This is a genomic window from Mycobacterium sp. (assembly GCF_035697385.1).
In the GTDB taxonomy this organism is placed as follows: Bacteria; Actinomycetota; Actinomycetes; order Mycobacteriales; family Mycobacteriaceae; genus Mycobacterium.
This window is the reverse complement of sequence record NZ_DASSCY010000264.1, coordinates 1-19251: the sequence shown is the minus strand read 5'-3', so window position 1 is coordinate 19251 and position 19251 is coordinate 1. Positions and strand designations below refer to the sequence as shown.

Genomic DNA, 19251 nt, shown 5'->3' with positions numbered 1-19251 from the left:
CGTCCCGACATCACGCTCGCGACAGATGCCGGACTCGAAACGCGCGACGGCCGCGTCGTCGTCGACGAACACATGCACACCTCGGCGCGAAACGTCTACGCCGCGGGTGACGATGCACTGGCGTACAACGTCACCGCGCGACGGCGCATCCGCGCTGAGCACTGGCGCGACGCCGCTGCGCAGGGACTCGTCGCAGGCCTGACCGCCGCGGGTACCCCGGCTGCGTGGAACAAGGTGCCCGGGTTCTCTTGCACCATCGGCGAATCCGTACTGAAGTATCGCGGTTGGGGAACCGGATACGAGGACAGCAAGCTCGTCGAGCATCGAGACGGCTTCACCGTCACGTACGTTGCGGCAGGCGAGATCGTCGGCGTCTTGTGCCTCAATGCCGAGGACGACTACCGGCTCGCCGAGAAGCTGATTGGGTCGCACGCTCCGCCCACCGGGTAACAGTGGGAAATCACCGACGTGCGATATGTCGAATCGGCGCGCAATATCGCCAAAACTTCGCCTGTGCAACGGCATCGCGGTCACACTCGTCAACATGAGCAGCCTTGCGGATCGCCTGCGCGAGTTGAATGACGACATCGAAGCCCGCAACCCCGACCTTGCGGATGAGGCCCGCCGCAAGCGCGCCGACGAGCGCGCCGTCGGCCCCGTCCGCGACGAGGCACTCGAGCGCGGAGAAGTCCGAGGGCTGAGGCCCGAGACCTTGGCCATGGCCACGGTCGAGTCCGTCGTCCGGGAAACCCTGCGTCCCGTCCTCGAAATCAGGAACGATCAAGCGCAACTGACTTTCTCCGACGCCGAAAGCGAAGTCTGGCGAGAACGCCTTCTGACCGCAGCCGAGGTCCTGGTCCGCGCAGCCCGCGCGACCGGCCGCATCGAGGTCGAGGGTCACCCGGATTACTCGTGGGTCGGTACGGGTTGGCTCATCAAACCCGACGTTGTGGTGACCAATCGTCATGTCGCGCTGCTGTTCGCGATGCGCGCGGGGCGCAACTTCGTGTTCAAGCAAGCATGGACAGATGACCCGCAGATGGTGGCCTCCATCGACTTCGTCGAGGAGTTCGACAGCAATCGCGAGCTGGCGTTCGTCCTCGACGACATCCTCCACATCGAGGGTCTCGACGGTCCCGACATCGCGTTCCTGCATGTCGCGCCGAACGCCAACTCCGCGTTGGCGCAGCCGATCGTTCTATCGGAGCCCCGCAGCGACGAGTACATCGCCACCATCGGCTATCCGGCGCGCGACGGCCTGTTCCCCGACATCGCGTTGATGGACCGCATCTACGGAAGCAAGTACGACAAGAAACGGCTCGCCCCTGGCGAGATCATCGGATTCGAGGACGGCGCTTTTCATCACGACTGCACAACGCTCGGCGGCAATTCGGGCTCGGTTGTGCTCTCGCTCAAGACCGGCCAGGCAGTGGGCTTGCACTTCGCAGGCAATTTCCTCACCGCGAACTACGCATTGCCCGGTGCCGTCATCCAGGAAAGGCTCGACCAGGTGCTGCGGGGCACACCCATACAGACGCCAACCCGCCCGCCGCGTCCGCGGCCCGATGCGCCGCCCGTCGGCCGCGACGTCGCGACACCGTCGTCGACCGCGACCACGTACGTCGTTCCGCTACGTGTCACCGTCGACATGGGCGCTCCATATCTGGACTCGGCTGCAGCGCAGGGTATTACACCCGCTGTCGAGGGTGAAATATTCGCCCCTGAAGCACCACCGTCCAGCTATGCGAATCGCAAGGGCTACGTCGAGGCGTTCCTGGGTGAGGGGTTCACCGTGCCGTTGCCCGTGATGCGCGATGACTCCGACGTCCTGACCTTCCAGAACTCAGACGGCTCGTCCGAGCAGGTGCTGCGATACGAGCATTTCTCGGTCGTCATGAGCCAGAGCCGCAAGCTGTGCTTCTTCAGCGCCGTCAACATCGACGGGACGCAGGAGCGCTCCGATCCGCGGCCGGGATGGCGGGCCGATAGCCGCATCGACCGCGACGCCCAGATCGAGGACGAGTGCTACGGCAATTTCCCGAGATTCGCCCGCGGCCACATGACGCGGCGCGAGGACCCGATATGGGGCACCCGCACGGAGGCCAAGCGCGGCAACGCCGATTCCATGCACGTGACCAACGCCTGCCCGCAACTGCAACCGTTCAACGCAGGCGTGTGGCTGTCGCTGGAGGACTATGCCCTCGACAACGCCAGGGAAAGCGACGTCAAGATCTCGGTGATCACTGGGCCCTTCCTCGAGGCCGACGATCCCGTGCATTACAACGTCGCGATACCCAAGGCCTACTGGAAGGTCATCGTTTTCATTCACGACGACACCGGAGAGTTGTGTGCGACGGGCTATTCGATGACCAACCCGATGCCACCCGAAGAGGAAGCAGCGCGCCCCGAATTCGTGTTCGGCAAGTTCAAGACGTACCAGCGGCGGATCTCGTGGATCGAGCGAAGGGCGGGGCTGTCGTTCAACGGGCTCGCGGACCTGGATCCGTTCAGGGAGCAAGAAGTCGTCGGACCGCAACCTCTCGAGAGCGTGGAGGAAATCCGGTTCGCCTGAAACCGCTGTCCTACAACCAGTCTCGCCGTTTGAACATCACGTAGAGCAGCACCACCAGTACCACGATGATCGCCGTGCTCGTCACGAACCCGCCAACCGTTTCGATGCCGGGATAGGTGACGTTCTGCCCGTAGAAGCCGGTGATGGCCGTTGGCACCGCGATGATCGCCGCCCACCCGGTGAGTTTCTTCATCACCGTGTTCAACCGGGCGTCCTGCAGCGACAGGTTGGTCTCGAACACCGTTGTGATCATGTCTCGCAACGATTCCGTCCACTCCGAGACCCGCAGCACGTGATCGTACAAATCGGCATAGAGCGGATCGAGTTCCGGTGCGGTTTTGGCGTCGAGCCTGCGGTGCTGAATCGAGTTGACGACCTCACGCATCGGCAACACCACCCGGCGCAACTCGACCAGATCCTTGCGCAAGCGAAAAGTCCTCCGCTGCAGTCCACTTCGCGGGCTGTTGTCGGCGAATAGGTCGTCCTCAACACCCTCGATGCCGTCGTCGAGCGTCTGCACCGCATCGAAATGACCGTCGACCACCACGTCGAGCAGACCGTGCACCAACGCGCCGACTCCATACTCCTGGCCGCCCAACTCGTCGAAGCGTTGCGACACCACGTCGATGTCGAAGTGTGGCGACAACCGCACCGTGATCAGCCCGCGCGGCAACACGAACCCGGAAATGCGGTGCGTCGATAGCAGTGACTCGGAGTCCTCCGTGGTGGAGACCGCGTACACCGTGAAGAAGGTGTGCGTGCGGTAGACGGCGGCCTTGGTGCGTTCGGCCTCGGCGACGGCGTCCTCCACCGCCCACGTGTTCAGCCCCAGTTCCTGTGCAAGGTCTTTGAGAGTGGCGTGATCAGGGTCGTAGATGTCGCACCAGACAAGGGTCTCGTCGTCGACCAGGTAGTCCGAGATCGCGGAGAAGTCGAAATCATCCTGCGGCTTGCCGCCTCGCCACACGCGGCCACGGACGTCGGTCACCCGACCATCATCTCAGCGACCATGTCGCGCCCGAGGTCGTAATACCGGCTCAAGTAGTGAATGGTGGAGGCATGACCTCCCCACCCAGGGGCGCTGCCACAGCTGCCCGGCTCCTGTTCGGCTAGATGTGGCGATCCAGGAGTTGCTGCTTGCCGCGGTCGACGGCCGGCGGGGGGTAGAGGCCGCCGATCGACTGTGCGAGGCATGTGTGCTGCTCTTCGACGTTGACGCCGCAGCCATTTCGCTGGTCTTCGACGGCGCCAACAACGGAACGCTCGGATCCAGTGGTGGACTCGCGCGCGTATACGACGAACTCCAGTTCACCCTCGGTGAAGGGCCCTGTCTCGACTCCGTCACGCATCGCAGGCCCATCCTCGTGGCCGACCTCTCCGATCCCAAAGAGGCTCGCTGGCCCGTCTACGGTCCCGCCATGCTCTCCCATGAGATCCGCGGCGTCTTCGCGATGCCCCTGCTTGTGGCGGGCGAACACGTCGGCGCCCTCGACTTGTTCCGCGCCGAACCCGGGCACCTCGCGGCCGAGGTTCTCGCCGGCGCCACCGTCGCCGCCGAACTCGCCGGGATCCCGCTGCTCGACCTGTTGAACGCCGACCTCCGGGCCGCAGTCAACGATCCTGGGAGCAACGCGTGGGCCGAACTTCATTCGCTGTCGCGCGCCGAGGTCAGTCAGGCCACCGGCATGCTCGTCGCGCAACTCGGCGTCGAACCGGCCGAGGCCCTCGTGCGACTGCGCGCCCACGCCTATGCCACCGGTCGAAGTTCCACCGACGTCGCCCGCGACATCCTCGACCGGCGGCTGAGGCTGGAGGCCAACTGATGCCCGCCCATACCGAACCACCAGAACGGAGTGGGACATGACCGACGCCCCTCGTGAAACCCGTGTACTGGAAGCAGTTGTGTCTCTCGTCGATAGCCTGCTTGTCGACTTCGACGTGGTCGACCTGCTCACCGAGCTCACCGAACGATGCGCCCAACTGCTCGACATCGAGTCCGCGGGGATTCTGCTTGCCGACCCGTTTCAGCAGTTGCGCCTGCTGGCCGCAACCTCCGAACAAGTCCATGACTTGGAGCTCTTCCAATTGCAGGCAGACCAAGGGCCCTGCGTGGACTGCTACGCCACCGGCCAGCCGGTCTCCGTCGCCGATCTGGCAACCGCAGCCGAGCGCTGGCCTCGGTTCGTCCCCGCCGCCATCGACGCCGGCTTCGCCTCCGTGCACGCCGTCCCGCTGCGCGCCGCAGGCATCGTCCTCGGCGCACTCGGCCTGTTCGGCACCCGCCCCGGCGAACTCAACGACGCCGACCTTCTCGTCTGCCGAACCCTGGCCCACGTCGCGTCCGTCGCGATCCTTCAGGAACAGGCCCCCACCCCGTCGACGGTCATGCCGCAACTGCGCTCTGCGCTCACCCGCCGCGTCCTGGTCGAGCAGGCCAAGGGCTTTCTACGTGAGAGCCTCGACGTGTCCGTCGAACATGCATTCCAGCTATTGAGGACCTACGCGCGCACCCGCGGCGAGCACCTCACCGAGGTGGCCCGCCGGCTCATGACCGATCGCCATTCCCGCCCGGCGCTGCTGGCCTCGATGTCCGAATTCGCGGCCGCGCAGCCGCCTCAGGACTGATGACGCGCACGCGCGCGCCGCGCAGCCTCCTCCACCAGCCGCTCGGCCACCGCGTACAGCTTGATGTTCTCGGCCTGGCTGATGCGAATGAGCCGGTCGAAGGCCTGCTCGGCAGTGGCGCCGGACCGGCTGCGGATGATGCCGATCGCCTGATCGATCACCGCCCGGCTACCCAACGCACGCTGCAGCTGGTTCGTCCGCTCCTGGGCCTTTGTCAGCAGCTGCGCGTTGTAGACCGACACCGCTGCGGACCCGGCGAATTGTGAACCCAACTGCACTGCGTGCTCGCCGAACGCGTCTCGGGCGCGGGCGTACGCATTGATCGCTCCGACGACCTGATCGTCAACGATCAGCGGCAGGGAAAGCGCGGAGTGAACACCCAGCCGCGCGACACGTCCACCGAAGTGCGGCCACCGACCGTCACTGCCGAGCGACCCACTGACCGTCGGCCGCAACGACTCGGTGCACGTGATGCACGGCCCCTCCTTGAGCTCCTCGTACTGGACCATGTCGATCTCGCGGACGAAATCGGCTGTCACGGCCCAGCCCTGGACGCGCGGTGTGCTTCCGGTCAGTTCGATCGCGGTGACCCCGGCACCGTCGACACCGGGAATCGCTTGAACCGCGAACTCCGCCACGTCACCGAGTAGGTCGACGACGCCGCGCCCACCGGCCACGATCCTGGCCACCCCGCTGAGCCCGGCAATCAGGTCGACCTCATCGGCCTCCAGCTGGGCGTAGGACAGCTCCGGTTGCGGTGGCGCAGGGCGACCGGGCTGTGCGTCGTACTCGGCCATGGTGAGCGCTAAATCTACTCGCCACCGAGCGGGAAAATGCCGCTCTCGACTGTCAATTCACCAGGGCGAGCGCATGGGCACGCCGCAACTTGCCCGAGGGAGTCTTGGGAATCATGCCCGGCTGCAGCACGACCACGTTGTGGGGCCGGACATCGACCTCGGCGAACACCTCGTGTGCCACCTGATGCTGGATGCGGCGCACCTCGGCGCGATCCTCGTATTCCTTGGATTCGACCGCTACGGCGAACGTCTCCCGCGAATGCCCGGCGTCGAGCCGCACCGCCACCGCACACCCGGGCCGTACCCCCGTGACGCGGGAGGCGGCACGTTCGATATCGGTCGGGTAGATGTTGCGACCGGCCATGATGATCACGTCCTTGAGCCGGCCGCACACCACCACCTCGCCCGTCTCGGTGAGATAACCCAGGTCACCGGTGTCGTACCAACCCCGCTCGTCCTGCGCCGGGATGAAGCCGGCCGCCGTGGTGTAGCCCCTGGTCACGGGTTCACCGCGCACCTCGATGACGCCGACACCCCGCGGCGACAACACGCTGCCGTCCTCGTCGATGACGCGCACTTCAAGGCCGTTCAGCGGCTGGCCGAGCGACACGAGCCGCCGGGTGTGTCCCTTGGTCGCCGGGACGGCGCGATGCAGGACCGCCAGCAGGTCGGCATCCACCTCGTCGACGACCATGCCGCCGCCGCACTCGGAGAAGGACACCGCGACCGTCGTCTCGGCCATGCCGTAGGCAGGGATGATCGCCTCGGGCCGCAACCCGAACGGCGCCCCGGCGTGGCACAGATCCTCGACGTCAAGAGGATCGACTTGCTCGGCGCCGGATAGCGCCCACCGCAGCGACGACAGGTCGAACTGACCGGGCGTGGCCTGGCGGCGTAACCGCTTGGCGAACAGGTTGTAGGCGAAGTTCGGGGCCGCCGTCATGGTGCCGTTGTATTTGTCAATCAGCTTGGCCCACAACAGAATATCGCGCAGGAAATCCATGGGCGTGATCTTGACGAGCTCGCCGCCGTAGTACATCGGCACCGTCAGATAGCCCGTCATCCCCATGTCGTGGAAGCACGGCAGCCAGCTCACGATCACGTCGGTGTCGACGTCGAAGTTGCAGCCGACGACCATCGCCTCGGCATTCGCGACGAAGTTGCGGTGCGAGATCTGAACGGCTTTCGGTGAACCGGTGGACCCGGACGTCAACTGCATGAGCGCCACGTCGTCCTCGTCGGTGTCGACGGGGTCGATCGGTCGGCCGTCGAGTAGGTCTGCGGCGGTCAGTACCCGCATCCCCATCTCGGAGAGCAGCGGTGCGGCCGGCATGAACGGATCAGAGACGACGATCGCGGTGGCATCGATCATGTTGATGACGGCGGTGGTTTCCTCGGCCCAGCGCTGCAGATCGGTGCGCGGTGTGGGCTGGTGCAGCATGGTCAGGCTGGCGCCGCGCATCCAGATTCCTTGCGCGGTAGGCGCGATCTCGACGGGGGCGCCGGCCAGCACCGCGACCGCGTCGCCATGTCCGACGCCGGACGCGGCGAGGCCACCGGCGACTCGACGAGCCCGCTCGTGAACCTCGCCCCAGGTATGCCTGACGGGGGCGTCGGGCTCACCGGTGACCATGCCTTTGCGGCTACACCGGGCGTTGGCATACATCGTCTCGGTAAATTGGCTCACGACAATCCCTTTGGCTCTAGCGCTATTGCGTTGCGTATGTTGGCCGTACCGCGCGAGATTGCTTGCGCGTCAGATGGTCCACCGCTCCGATCAGAGCAGGGTGTCGTGCGTTTCAGACGCCATGACTGTACAGACCGGTCAGTCGTCAAGCCGTGCAGCACGCCGATGACGTCGTTGGCCGCTGCACGGTCGGCGGAAGTTGCCGACATCGGGATCCCCCTCAGCCCGAAAACACAACCGTGATCAGTCGGTTTACGTCGGGTTTTCAGGCCCGTTCGGCGGGGAGGTCAGATCGCCGCCGTGACGATTCCGAGGGCTGCTGGGTCAACCGGCTACGACCGTACCGCGCGGGTCGCGCACGGTCCAAGCACACGGCGCAATACGTGGTCACGTTTCGGGGACGGTTCGGCCTACCTCAGCGCAGACCAGCAAGGAGCGAGCGCACGCCCAGCCTCCACCGCCGTTCAATTGACGGCGCCGACATTCCTAGCCATCGTCCTGCTTCTTGCACCGCCAAACCCTGTGCCAGAGCAAGTAATACGTGCGCAATGTCGTTCGGATCCCCGGACAGCAGCTTCGCGTCGATGCACCGCTGGATCCGGCCGACGAACACCTCTCGCACCGACGCCCCTGCCGCCAGTTCATCGGGACCCGGCTCGAAATCCGCGAACGGGCGGGAGAACATCACCTGCGCCAGCCGCGGATACGCCCGGCAGAACAACCGGAACACCGGTACCAGCCGCTCTAAATCGGTGAGGGGGTCATCGGTTTCCGGCACCTTGGCCAGCTCGCCGCCCAAGAGCCGAAAACCCTCGAAGAACATCGCCCGCACCAGGCCGGCCTTGTCGTCGAACAGCTCGTAGACCGCAGGCACGGACGTACCCGCACGTTCGGCGACCCGACGCGTCGTGAACCGTGCGATGCCTTCCTCGGACAGCGTCGCAATCGCGACCTCGAGCAGGTGATCCTTCAGCTCGGGCGTGCGTTGCTTCGCCCTCGGCATTGCCCGAACCTAGCCGAGGCTGAATTCAGTTGGCAGCCCGTCGATTCCGGCCCGGATTGCCTTCAGCGCGGAATCCCGCGCCTTGAGTTTGGTGGCCAGGTGGGCACCGGCGTGCAGCGTCGACGCCGCCTCGACCGCGATCTGCTGTGCACGCGTCAGCACTTGATCGGCCTCCACGATCTCGTCGAGCCAGCCGCCCGCGATGGTCTCGTCGCCGACGAACGTCGCCGCCATCGATGTTCCCCGCTGGAACGCCGCAGGCGTCAGGCGCGCACGCATGATCTCGATCGCCGAGATCGGAATCGTCATCCCGATCGCCACCTCGATGGCCTGGCACCGCGAGTTCGGCGCGCCCACCCGATGATCGCCGCTCAGTAGCAGAAACGAGCCCATCGCGATGGCCGGACCCGTCGCCGCCATGATCACCGGCTTGGGGAACGTCAAGCACCGCACCGACAGCTCGAACCCGCCGGCCAGCATCGCCAGCGCGGCGCTCGCATCTCCAGACTGGAAGACCGCGAGATCGAATCCGCCGCTGAAAACCCGCTGATTGCCCGCGAGCACGACGGCCTTGGCCTCGTCCTTCTCCGCGCGGTCCAGTGCCTCGTTGATCGCGGCCTGCATCGCAGGGCCCAGCACGTTGACCTTGCCGTCGTCGAGGGTGATCGTCGCGACGGAATCCTTGAGCTCGTAGTTCACCGTGGTCATAAGTAGCGATGTTACGTAACAACGTTCCGAAAGCGGTCATTGGCGTGTGTTTGTCGCGCTGAGCGCTCGATTTCGCACACAAATCGCTCAAACGAGGTCGCGCCGGTGCCTGCCGTTGATGATCTGCGTGTGGGCTTCGTCGAAGGCGCTGTTGTTGTTCGCCACGTTGGCCGGCGCGTTGTATTGCGCGCGATAGCGGTCCCGCAGCTCGTCGGCGGCCGACCTCACGCGGTTGATCTCGCTGCGCAGTACCTCCTCGCGGCTCTCGCTTGCCGCGTAGTGGAAGTAGGTCAACAGGCTGCGCAGTAGTTCCAGCTTCTGCTTCTCCTGGCGGGCCAGGTCGTGGGTCGTCAGCAGCTCCAGTCGCTCCACCGGGTGCAGGGTCGCCCAGTCCAGCACCGCCGTGGACCGGAACTGGTGCCTGCTGCCTTGTTTTGCTCCCTTGCCGTTCTTGGGCTGGTCGTAGTAAGTCACCGCGCCGTCGAAACGTGAGGCGATCGCTTCGCCCAACTCCCTGCGGTCAAGGGCCGAATCCCAAACGATGCGCCACTCCTGCGTCGGCGCCAGGTACGGGATCTCCGCCGGGAGGTTCAGCGGTGCGATGTCGACGTAGCGGTCCTCGTACGCAATCTCGTACTTGCCGACGGTCGGGGGATTGGCGAACTCGAACCGGATCCCGTACGCCGGGGTGCGGCCGAAGTTCTTCACGACGAGTTCGATCAGATGCCAGTCGGTCGCGCTGGGCTCCATGAACATGGCGACATTGGGCTGCATTAGCTCTTCGGTCTGCTGCTTGGCCCGTTGATACTGACGCCAGGCGTACAGCAGTGCCGCAATGCCGACCGCGACGGCCAGCCAGGCCGCCAACGCGGTCCATGCGCCTGGAGATACGCGCGCGAGGTCCTCGAACCAATCCACGCACCGCTGTATACCACGGTCTGGCCGTCGCGACAGCATTCGCTCGCTGGTGGCGGCTTGCATTTGCTGGGGCTGCGCTGCCTGATGGGTAAGTAGAGACTGAAGTGCCTGACGAGAATGCGGCTACATTGCCGGGTACAGACGGCAGGAGTCGCTGCAGACTAGGGCTTCGGCCGTAGCGGCGTGTTCTGTCCGGCCGCCAGCCACCACGTCCTGTCGCGGCGGACGAGAACGTACAGCGCCATCTCGGAGAAGGCCGACGCGTCGTCGATGGGAACCGGCTGGCCGTCGCCGTCCAGCGCGACGCGGCGCACCTGGGCGATCGCGACGTCGGGCGTGGGCGCCATGACATGCACGGTCTCGTACCGTGACGACGCTCCCGTTGCGGTCACCCCCGCGCTGAACATCTGGCGATGGATGGGATGCAAGACGTCGTAGCCGGTCAGCGTCGCGCCATACGGGCTGCCCCACGCGACGTCGTCGCCGAAATGGGCGTTGTAGGTCTTGGCGTCCGCCGTGTCGATGCCGGCCTGAAGTTCGGCAACGAACTCGTCGACGGCCTTGCGCGCGGCTGGCATCCATTGCGGATCGGATAAAGCTGGTCGTGGGGACATGAGTCCGACGCTAGAACCTCAACGACGGTTGACGTCAAGCGACGACTACGTGCATGGGTGTGCGAATTGCCATGGTGGATCTCTCTTCTGGTAAGTGCAGGATGCGACGAGGCGCCGTATGGCGGCTCATTAGCTGAGCACGCGACTACTCCATCGCCTCCTCGGCGGCCTCACGGAAATCGAGTACCTCATCACTCGTGATCGCGCAGAAGGTACGTCGAATGATCGGAATACAAGCGATCGGCTAAGTAGGAGAAACAAGAATGACCACATCAATCCCCGGTAGGGCTCTGTACACAGGCCGCCAGGTAGTCGTGCTGGCACCAAAGTCGGGCCGGTCGAATCCGGCCCGCGCGCTGGCGTCCATCGCCGGCCTCTCGAACGTCGCGCATACCAAGGACTTTGAATCCCAGGCGTTGTCGATGAGCGACTCCGATGAGGCCGAGGCCACCGTTTTCGACGAACTGGGTGTGGCCGTCGTCTCGTCAGATCCCGACCAGCGTTCGGCGCTGGTGGCCGCTGCCGCCGAGGGCGACGTCGTGCTGTCGGTGGAGCCGGAGCTGATTCACCATGCCCTGACGGTCACCGACTACGCGCGTGGTTACCACGACGGGGTGTCGGATCTGTACGGCAGGCTGAACGGCGACAACGGCGGGAGCTCGACCGCGGTGGCCGCGGCCCCTGCCGACAACGATCAGTTCACCTGGGGCCTGCAGGCAACCCGGGTGTCCACGTCATCGCGAACCGGTCGAGGGGTCCGGCTCGCAGTGCTGGACACCGGCTTCGATGTCGACCACCCGGACTTCGCGGGCCGCTCGGTGACGACGCAGTCGTTCATTCTCGGTGAGACGGTGCGCGATGCGCACGGTCACGGCACGCACTGCATCGGGACGTCGTGCGGGTCGGCGAGTGCCAACAGGCGATACGGCGTCGCGACCGAGGCAGAGATCTTCGCAGGAAAGGTGTTGAGCGACAGCGGTTCTGGCTCCGACACCGGTATTCTGGCCGGCATCAACTGGGCGCTGGCCAACGACTGTAAGATCATTTCGATGTCGCTTGGCGCCGATCTCGACCAGCTGTCGCGGGCGTACGAAACCGTCGGCCAACGGGCGCTGGACCGCGGCACCTTGATTGTCGCGGCCGCCGGTAACAACGCGCAGCGCCCCGGCGACCCTGGCTTCGTCGGAGTACCGGCCAACAGTCCGTCGATCATGGCCATCGCCGCACTGGACCCGGCCAACAAGCCTGCGCGTTTCTCGGCTCGCTCGAGTTCACGTACCGGCGACGGCGGCCGCATCGACTTGGCCGCGCCCGGTGTGAAGGTGTTCTCGTCGTGGCCGATGGAGCAGCGCTACCACTCGATCAGCGGAACCAGCATGGCGACGCCGCACGTATCGGGTATCGCGGCAATGTGGCTCGAAGCCACCGGCATGACGGGCCGCGAGCTGTGGGCGCTGTTGGTGCAGAACGCCACGCCGCTCGACGTTCCCAGCGTGGACGTCGGCGCGGGTCTTGCGCAGGCCCCGCAATGAGTGAGCAGAGTGTCACGGTGACGACCGACGGTCGCGACATCGACGCGACCGTGGAGTCACTACGGGCGGCGGGAATGACAGTGACGGATGTACACCGGGAGATCGGAATCGTCTCCGGCACTGTCGCTCCCGCCGACCGGGACTCCTTGGACGGGGTGCAGGGAGTGGAGGCCGTCGAAGCCGACCAGGGCTTCGAGATCGCCCCGCCAGATTCGGACGTCCAGTAGCAAGCCCGCGCGAAACTGCCCGTTTCGGGGCGGAATCAGGCAGTTTCGCGTCTGCTCGCGGAAATGGGCCATATGCCCTGGGCGGACGCCCCGTCATCTTTCCTACTTTCGGCGCGATTCTCTTCCTGGACCGCGGAGCGAAGCTCCCCTGGCTGCTGCTCGCGGGAGAAGCCTCAGCCTTGCCCACCGGCGCGGATCAGCGCGGCCAGTTCCTCGCGGTCGGAGATGTCGAGCTTGATGCACGCCCGGTACAGGTGGCCTTCCACCGTGCGCACCGACACCGTCAACCGGTCGGCGATGTCGCGGTTGCTCAGCCCGGCCGCGACCAGGTTGGCGATCTCGCGTTCGCGGACGGTCAGCGGCAGCGGGTGCGCGGCCAAATCCAGAGCGGGCGTGCGGATTCCGCCGCACTCGGCGGCCAGCCGGTTCGCGGTTCCTGCCGACTCAACGCTGTGGCGCCGGTCGTCGACGCGTTCGAACGCGACTGCGGCCTGTGCTGCGGCGTCGGTCGCCGAAAGCAGCGCGCCGATCTCCTCGAACTGCTGCGCCGCCGCGGCGATCGCCGCGCCGTCGCGATCACGCACCGCTTCCGCATGCGCCGCCATAACCGTCGCCAGCCGACCGCCTGTTGCGGTCGCCACCTCCACAAGACGGTCAAGACAATTCTGGTCACCGAAGCGCACCGCGTCGTGCAGCGCCAGCATCTCGATGGCCTGCTGACCCGATTCCGAGGCCAACCGCGCCGCCTCCGTCGCGAGTTCGATTGCGGCACTGACATTTCCCTGTGCCGCAGCCAGCCACGACTCGGCGATCTTCAGCTGCGGACCGAACACCGCGACGTGCTTGCCGAAGCGCGTCTTCACCTCCGCCACCATCGTGGCTCCCGGCTCCACGCGGCCAAGCACACAGTACGACTGCGCCAGCAAGAGTCGCGCTGGGAAACTCCACGACGCCGCCGATTCTGCCGTCAGCGCCGCGACGGTCTGCTCCATCCGCGGCACCGTGTCAGCGAACATGCCGCGGGCCACGCCGATGGTTCCCACCAGCACGTTGGCCATTCCCCAGGCCAGGTATTGGCCTGCCGACGTGATGCGGATGATGCCTGCGGAATGCGCTGCGGCGGCTTCGAATTCGCCGGCCAGCGTCAGCGCGCGCACCTCGCCGAACGCCGCAAGGTAGCGCAGGAAGCCGTCGACCCGGCTCTCCACCTCATGGCCCCGTGCGGCCACCGCGGCGACCTTCTCGCTGCGGCCCATCAACGCCAGCGCGAGTGCGCCGCCGATGGCGGCCCATTCCACCGCGACCGGGTGCGCATCCGGTGCGGCAAGCACCCGCTCGGACAGTTCGACGGCCTCGGCCAGCTGGTTCTCGAACGCCCGCGACGCCGACGCCACGCCGTCAACGAGGAGTCGCAACCCGTCATCAGTTACCTTCTCGCGCAACAGCTTCAGCACATCGTCGGCGCTCTCGGCGTCGCCCATCGACCAGTGCAGGTTCGCGATTCGCGCCAGACCCCACCGCACCAGGTCGAGTCCGTCCATACCGTCCGGGTTGAACGCGTTCAGCGTCTCCTCGACCTCCGCGGCCCGGCCCTGCCACAGCAGCGAACGCGCCAGCAGCTCGCTGGACACCAGCCCGCCACCGCGGTTCACGGCGGCGCGGGCCAGTCGCTCACCCAGCGTGACGTTCGTCAGCGCGATCGCGTCTCGCGCGGCGGTCACCAACAGTTCGAGCTCGGGCTGCTGGTCGCTATCGAGTGTCAACTCCGCCAACCTGATTCGGTCCATCGGGCCGCGCGACGGCTGGCCCTGCAGTGCGCGCACCACCTCGCCGCGCAGCCGCCTCGCGGCAGCCATGCCCAGCCGCCGCCGGATCACCTCACCGAACAACGGATGGTTGAAACGCACGTCGACACCGGAAGCGTTCTCGACGACGCGGATCAGGGCGCGGGCCTCCGCATCCTCGACAGCGTCGGAGCCGACGATCTCGCACAACGCGTCAAGGTTGAGCGGCTCGCAGAACGTCAGCAGCCGCAACGTGTGCAACACGTCATCGGGTAGTTGCTCGACGCGTGAGTCCAGCAGCGACGCCAGCTCGGATGTGACAGCGGCGCGGCCCCGCAGCTGCCAGACACCGCGAACCTGACTCAACGTGGCGGCCTCCAACGCGCCCTCGACCAGATGCCGCACGAACAATGCGTTCCCGCCGGACGCCTCCCACATCAGGTCGGCCGAAAGGCCCTCAACGCGCCCCCCGAGTGCCTCTTCGATCAGCGAGACGCACTGATCGCGGGTGAACGGCGTGAGGTTCAGCCGCCGCAGGTAACCGTCCTTCCATAACGTGGTGATCGCGTCGGGCACCGTCTCACCGGAGCGCACCGTGGCGACGATTCGCACGGAACCCTCCATCGCGAGCTGATGCAACAGTGTCGCCGAGAGCTGATCGAGCAGGTGCGCGTCGTCGACGCCGATCACCGCCGAATGCCCGTCGGCGAGAATGCTTTCCCGCGCCGCCGACAGGAACGCCACGGGATCCCGTGAGGTCGCCGTCCCCACCATGTGTGCGAAGACACCGAGTGGGATGCTGCGCGCCGACTCGGTGCCTGCCACCCATTGCACCCGCAGCGGCAATGACTGCGTGACGAGCCGGGCGAGCGTCGTCTTCCCCACGCCGGCGTCGCCGATCAGCACGATCCCGCACACGCCCGATTGGTCCACCAGCGCGTCGTGAATCGCCGTGAATTCGTTTTCGCGCCGGACCACGGGCCAGTTCCGGGCCATGATTTCGGACCTTACTCCCGTCAGGTCGAGCACAGGGGAGGTTCTCACAGCACGATGTTGTCGAGCGCAGCGAGTTCGCGTGGCAGCCCGGTGGTTTCGAGTTGCTCCAGCGGGTCGGCGGCGATGTAGTGCGCCAGGTCCAGCCCGGTGAGGCTGACGATCCGGCGCACCGGAACCTGGAATGTGCGGTACGCGCCGTAAGAGAACGACTCGGGCAGTATGCCGGACTCCAGCTCGGTGCGGAACTCGTCGAGCAGCGACTCCTGGCTGAGCAGATACGCAGTGACAGAGGGCTTTCCGTCCACGCGCATCATCGCCACAATCTTCCAGAACTGCAGCGGCAGCGCCACGCCGCGGTACTGCGGATCGCCGTCGTCGAGCACCGGACCCGATAGCACGCTGACCCTGAGGTCGGCCGTCACCGCGTTGCGCAGCACGTAATCCTCGAGCCCGAGCCACAATGTCTGCCCGGCGTTGAAATCATGATGCTGCGGTGCGCAGTTGGTGAAGTGGAACGTGTCGTCGACCGCGGCGACCGATTTCGGCCCCCACGCGGGGTCCAACCGGCGCACCAGATGCCCTCGATCGAGATCGTTGTCGCGGTAGACGTCTTCGCCCGTCTGCTCACCGACTGGTATGCGCGGATCGAGGATCCACTTGTCTCTGTCGCGGCGCGGCTGATCAGCCTTGCCGCCGTCGATGTTCACCGCTGTGAACAACGCCAGCTTCCGCATGCGATGCATGACGACGCTGAAGTGGTGGTACGGCAGCGGCGCAGTCGCCAGACCTGCGTCGACGGCCAGAACCGGTAGCGGCAGCGTGAGGCTCAGAAACGTGGCGTCATAGCCGCCGCGCGTGCTGTAGTCGGGATCGACGGACTCGACGGCGTCCTGAAATCCCGGGGTGATAGCGGTCATGGACCGAGTCTTCTGGCCAGCGGCGACGCCGTCTCGGGTAGTGCGCTACGCAGTTCTGGACGCGCGTGACGCCATCGGTCGGTGGCGCTACCTGCCTATGACGCGAGCATCGCGGGTTCGAGCGGCGCGGCCACCGGCTGGGCATGCACCAGTCGCTCGCCTCGCGCGGCCCATTCCGTGTCGGCCCACACGACGTGGGCGGGCAGGCGCCGCCAGTACTCAGGATGCTCCCGCAGATAGATGTCCACACTGGCGTGCACGCGGGCGCTGACCGGCGGCTTGCGAATCGATATCGTGCGGGCGCTCTCCGCGAGCGCGTCGAACTCGCTGGGCGCAGGCGCGCTGTGGCTGCTTCCGGCCGGCACCGACACACCGGCCTTGACGGCGCCGTCGAGCATCCAATCGAGCGCGATCTCGGTCAGCGGCCAGCAGGCGCCGGGGCCACCGGCGACGTCGCAATGCGCTCCGCGGAACAAGACTTCCTCGACGGGTTCGTACGCGATCAGCCGCTCGTCGAACGGGCCGTGCGCGCCGTCGACCGCGACCGCGTGGCGACCGGATACGACATTGGTCAGCGATTGCGATGTCGACTGGCAGCCGGGGACGGTTACCGTGTCCCACAAGCCCAAAAACTGTACGGGAACGCCGATTTCGTGGCGTCCTGACAGCCGCCTCGCCAATGCCTTCACCCGCCGCCAATCCTGCGGTGTGCGGTGGGTGCGGGGCAGTGCGTACGCGGCGAGCACGTAGTCCATCAGGTGGGGAAGCACGCCGACCGTGCCGAGTAGCCGCGTCAACGCCTGGGCGCAAGACGCCCCGCGCCCGACGCCGAACATGAAGATCCGATCACCGGGCTCCCACCAATGGACCAGGAACTGGTACGCCTCGGCGATCGCCGCGCGCGCGTCGTCGCGGGCCGCTTTTCGCCACCGCAGCCCGGCGAGGCGACCTGTTACTGGCTCGCCCGCGTGATACCAGATGTGCTGCTCGTCGCCGTCGTCGAGCAGACGCAGCAGTGATTCGGCGTTGGTGGCGCTCCGCAGCCCTGGATGATCACGTGCGCGGTCAAAGCACAGGACGATGTTCTTCACGACGACCCCCGACGGTCAGTTATTGACGAATTGCTAGATAGTTTGCCGGGCAAACGGCGCCGCGTCCTGCGTATTGCACTACTCGATTCCGCGATGTCGACTGATTCGCGCGCCAATCGCCCGAGCACCTACGGAATCGGCAGTTCCACCCCGCGTGCGCAGGCGAAATCCGCTACATGGGCACCACAAGGCCAGGGGAGGCCTGCTCAGCCGCCCATCAGCATGCGCCACTGGTCCAGGTTGCTTGCCCGGTACACGTAGTTCGTTTGGCGGACATCCGAGAGCGAGGCGCTCGGCTCAGCCGAATACCAGTGCCCAGGAAACACCGTGGGATCGCCGGGCAACTGTGCGAGCGCCTGAAGGCTGCGAAACATCTCGTCGACGTCCCCGCCGGGAAAATCGGTGCGGCCGCAACCCTCGAGGAACAGGGTGTCGCCGGCGACCAGTCGCCCGTCGAGCAGGAAGCACTGGCTGCCCGGCGTGTGGCCGGGAGTGTGCAACAGCTCGATCTCGACGTCGCCGACGCTGACCTTGTCGCCATGCTCGTGCGCGGTCAGTTCGCTGCGTGCGATGCCGGTGACGCGCGAAACCCAGTCCGCCTCAAGGGCATTGACGTGAACGGGCACGCTGACGCGCTCGAGTAGCTCGGCAAGGCCCTTCAGCTCGAAGCCCATCATCGACCCGCCGACATGGTCGGGGTGGTGGTGGGTGACCAGCACACCCGACAGGTGCATGCCGTCGGCCTCGAGCGCGTCCACCAGATCCTGCGCGGCGTAGGCCGGGTCGACGACCACGCAGTCGCCGGTGTCGCGGTCGCCGATGAGGTACGCGAAGTTGCGCATCTGCTGGGCGATCACGTCGTCGGCGGCGAAGTCGCGGCCGGACAACAGCTGCCGGAAATACAGGCGGTCGGTCATCAGCACAGCCTAGGTTTGCGGCTTCGCGCCTGTGTGCCGAGGGCTTCTGCGTCTCGTCCGCCTGAAAAAGTGCGTCGATCCGACGGCAAATCGTCAGGTACCCTCGTGACCAGCGTGTTAGCCGGTTGGGGGATTGACATGGCGAACGAACTGAAGGTGAGCACTGACGGCCTGCGTATCGCGGCTGCCGCGCGACAGCCGGTTGTTCTTCGTCCACGAGGCTGATAAGAATGTCCGAAATCGTTGCATTGGCGAAACGATGGGCCGAGGTGACCAAGTTGGTCGCTGCCGGGTCATGGGATGTCATCCGCTGCCCGCAGAACGGCGATGCCAATGTTCTGATCGAGAAGCGTTCATGGGTCGCGGAGGATGTCAGCGACAGAAGATACGAGTACTGGATCCATTGCCCAGGCTGTGGCGCCGAGATCTTCTTCCACAGCGGGGACGACTACAGACCGGAACTGAGCGGATGGGTCTGAGCTGAACCGTTGCGCAAAGTATTACGTATGTACGTGCCCTAACGTGGATGCCAGAAGGATCTCAGAAATGCGTAAGTCGTTGTAGGTCATGCGTTTTTCCCCACGCTCAGAGGCGACGGAAATGGCGAGTCCCCACACCATGAACGATGGCTCGATCTCTACCGACTTGTACCAATTCCTAGCCACAAACTTCCATCAAGACTGGGATCTGGAAGCCGACGATTGGGACGGAATCGTCGACGATTATGTCAACGAAGACTCCGTCGCAGATCCTCTGAGGGCCTTGGCCCAGGAGATCGACGACTTGCGCGAGGCCCGTGCGGAACCAGACCTCAGGCAGTTTTTGGTGTACACCGTCGGCGTTGACTACCTTCCCGAGCCGCT

Annotated in this window: 19 protein-coding genes; 8 read left to right on the top strand and 11 right to left on the bottom strand. The window is 65.7% G+C overall.

The genetic code is table 11. From position 1 onward, the window contains the following. Both VFH65_RS22230 and VFH65_RS22225 read left to right on the top strand, forming a co-directional pair. Positions 1-450 (top strand): FAD/NAD(P)-binding oxidoreductase (locus VFH65_RS22230; RefSeq protein WP_353324280.1); only part of this gene is annotated, 450 nt, incomplete at its 5' end. Between the two features lie 94 nt (positions 451-544). Beyond that, positions 545-2572: a DNA/RNA non-specific endonuclease gene (locus VFH65_RS22225; RefSeq protein WP_353324279.1), complete on the top strand. Its 2028-nt coding sequence runs from the start codon at positions 545-547 to the stop codon at positions 2570-2572. A 10-nt stretch (positions 2573-2582) separates the two neighbouring features. Here the strand turns inward: VFH65_RS22225 and VFH65_RS22220 are convergent, their stop codons facing one another. Continuing rightward, positions 2583-3560, bottom strand: a complete 978-nt coding sequence (locus VFH65_RS22220; protein ID WP_353324277.1) for a magnesium transporter CorA family protein — start codon at positions 3558-3560, stop codon at positions 2583-2585. Between the two features lie 127 nt (positions 3561-3687). Between VFH65_RS22220 and VFH65_RS22215 the strand changes: the two genes are divergently transcribed. Beyond that, complete coding sequence (locus VFH65_RS22215) at positions 3688-4395, top strand: GAF and ANTAR domain-containing protein (RefSeq protein ID WP_353324275.1); 708 nt, start codon at positions 3688-3690, stop codon at positions 4393-4395. A gap of 37 nt (positions 4396-4432) precedes the next feature. Next, positions 4433-5197, top strand: a complete 765-nt coding sequence (locus VFH65_RS22210; RefSeq protein WP_353324273.1) for a GAF and ANTAR domain-containing protein — start codon at positions 4433-4435, stop codon at positions 5195-5197. Here VFH65_RS22210 and VFH65_RS22205 read toward each other — a convergent pair. The 6 genes from VFH65_RS22205 to VFH65_RS22180 form a co-directional block, all read right to left on the bottom strand. Next, entirely contained in the window at positions 5188-5994 is an 807-nt protein-coding gene (locus VFH65_RS22205; RefSeq protein WP_353324271.1) for a GAF and ANTAR domain-containing protein, read from the bottom strand. The genes VFH65_RS22210 and VFH65_RS22205 overlap by 10 nt on opposite strands. Before the next feature lie 52 nt (positions 5995-6046). Then, positions 6047-7681, bottom strand: a complete 1635-nt coding sequence (locus tag VFH65_RS22200; protein ID WP_353324269.1) for a fatty acyl-AMP ligase — start codon at positions 7679-7681, stop codon at positions 6047-6049. A 415-nt stretch (positions 7682-8096) separates the two neighbouring features. Then, positions 8097-8684 (bottom strand): TetR/AcrR family transcriptional regulator, encoded by a 588-nt coding sequence (locus VFH65_RS22195; RefSeq protein WP_353324268.1) that lies wholly within the window; start codon positions 8682-8684, stop codon positions 8097-8099. A gap of 9 nt (positions 8685-8693) precedes the next feature. After that, positions 8694-9392 (bottom strand): crotonase/enoyl-CoA hydratase family protein, encoded by a 699-nt coding sequence (locus VFH65_RS22190; RefSeq protein WP_353324266.1) that lies wholly within the window; start codon positions 9390-9392, stop codon positions 8694-8696. A gap of 87 nt (positions 9393-9479) precedes the next feature. Beyond that, complete coding sequence (locus VFH65_RS22185; RefSeq protein ID WP_353324264.1) at positions 9480-10310, bottom strand: hypothetical protein; 831 nt, start codon at positions 10308-10310, stop codon at positions 9480-9482. Positions 10311-10471: 161 nt separating this feature from the next. Continuing rightward, on the bottom strand, positions 10472-10924 hold the full coding sequence (locus tag VFH65_RS22180; RefSeq protein WP_353324262.1) for an SgcJ/EcaC family oxidoreductase: 453 nt from the start codon (positions 10922-10924) through the stop codon (positions 10472-10474). Positions 10925-11187: 263 nt separating this feature from the next. Between VFH65_RS22180 and VFH65_RS22175 the strand changes: the two genes are divergently transcribed. After that, the gene (locus tag VFH65_RS22175; protein WP_353324260.1) at positions 11188-12456 is read left to right on the top strand and encodes a S8 family peptidase; all 1269 of its coding nucleotides are present in this window, start codon (positions 11188-11190) and stop codon (positions 12454-12456) included. 17 nt (positions 12457-12473) lie between these two features. After that, positions 12474-12683, top strand: coding sequence for a hypothetical protein (locus tag VFH65_RS22170; RefSeq protein ID WP_353324258.1), 210 nt, complete (start codon positions 12474-12476; stop codon positions 12681-12683). A 173-nt stretch (positions 12684-12856) separates the two neighbouring features. On the opposite strand, the gene VFH65_RS22165 is transcribed toward VFH65_RS22170, so the two are convergent. The 4 genes from VFH65_RS22165 to VFH65_RS22150 form a co-directional block, all read right to left on the bottom strand. Next, positions 12857-15463 carry a helix-turn-helix transcriptional regulator gene (locus VFH65_RS22165; protein WP_353324257.1) on the bottom strand — a complete coding sequence of 869 codons (2607 nt, stop codon included), beginning with the start codon at positions 15461-15463 and terminating at the stop codon, positions 12857-12859. Positions 15464-15507: 44 nt separating this feature from the next. Further along, positions 15508-16380 (bottom strand): DNA/RNA non-specific endonuclease, encoded by an 873-nt coding sequence (locus VFH65_RS22160; RefSeq protein WP_353324255.1) that lies wholly within the window; start codon positions 16378-16380, stop codon positions 15508-15510. Positions 16381-16475: 95 nt separating this feature from the next. Further along, positions 16476-17471 carry a DUF2235 domain-containing protein gene (locus tag VFH65_RS22155; RefSeq protein ID WP_353324254.1) on the bottom strand — a complete coding sequence of 332 codons (996 nt, stop codon included), beginning with the start codon at positions 17469-17471 and terminating at the stop codon, positions 16476-16478. A 206-nt stretch (positions 17472-17677) separates the two neighbouring features. Next, positions 17678-18391: an MBL fold metallo-hydrolase gene (locus VFH65_RS22150; protein WP_353324282.1), complete on the bottom strand. Its 714-nt coding sequence runs from the start codon at positions 18389-18391 to the stop codon at positions 17678-17680. Between the two features lie 227 nt (positions 18392-18618). On the opposite strand from VFH65_RS22150, the gene VFH65_RS22145 reads away from it, so the two are divergent. Continuing rightward, positions 18619-18867: a hypothetical protein gene (locus VFH65_RS22145; RefSeq protein WP_353324252.1), complete on the top strand. Its 249-nt coding sequence runs from the start codon at positions 18619-18621 to the stop codon at positions 18865-18867. A gap of 121 nt (positions 18868-18988) precedes the next feature. Continuing rightward, on the top strand, positions 18989-19251 hold a 263-nt coding region (locus tag VFH65_RS22140; protein WP_353324250.1), incomplete at its 3' end, for a contact-dependent growth inhibition system immunity protein.

What these genes read in the sequence shown, in the direction of transcription:
- VFH65_RS22225 (WP_353324279.1), top strand. Translation starts at nt 545, where the DNA reads ATGAGCAGCCTTGCGGATCGCCTGCGCGAGTTGAATGACGACATCGAA.
- VFH65_RS22210 (WP_353324273.1), top strand. Translation starts at nt 4,433, where the DNA reads ATGACCGACGCCCCTCGTGAAACCCGTGTACTGGAAGCAGTTGTGTCT.
- VFH65_RS22205 (WP_353324271.1), bottom strand. Translation starts at nt 5,994, where the DNA reads ATGGCCGAGTACGACGCACAGCCCGGTCGCCCTGCGCCACCGCAACCG.
- VFH65_RS22195 (WP_353324268.1), bottom strand. Translation starts at nt 8,684, where the DNA reads ATGCCGAGGGCGAAGCAACGCACGCCCGAGCTGAAGGATCACCTGCTC.
- VFH65_RS22190 (WP_353324266.1), bottom strand. Translation starts at nt 9,392, where the DNA reads ATGACCACGGTGAACTACGAGCTCAAGGATTCCGTCGCGACGATCACC.
- VFH65_RS22180 (WP_353324262.1), bottom strand. Translation starts at nt 10,924, where the DNA reads ATGTCCCCACGACCAGCTTTATCCGATCCGCAATGGATGCCAGCCGCG.
- VFH65_RS22175 (WP_353324260.1), top strand. Translation starts at nt 11,188, where the DNA reads ATGACCACATCAATCCCCGGTAGGGCTCTGTACACAGGCCGCCAGGTA.
- VFH65_RS22165 (WP_353324257.1), bottom strand. Translation starts at nt 15,463, where the DNA reads ATGGCCCGGAACTGGCCCGTGGTCCGGCGCGAAAACGAATTCACGGCG.
- VFH65_RS22160 (WP_353324255.1), bottom strand. Translation starts at nt 16,380, where the DNA reads ATGACCGCTATCACCCCGGGATTTCAGGACGCCGTCGAGTCCGTCGAT.
- VFH65_RS22145 (WP_353324252.1), top strand. Translation starts at nt 18,619, where the DNA reads ATGTCCGAAATCGTTGCATTGGCGAAACGATGGGCCGAGGTGACCAAG.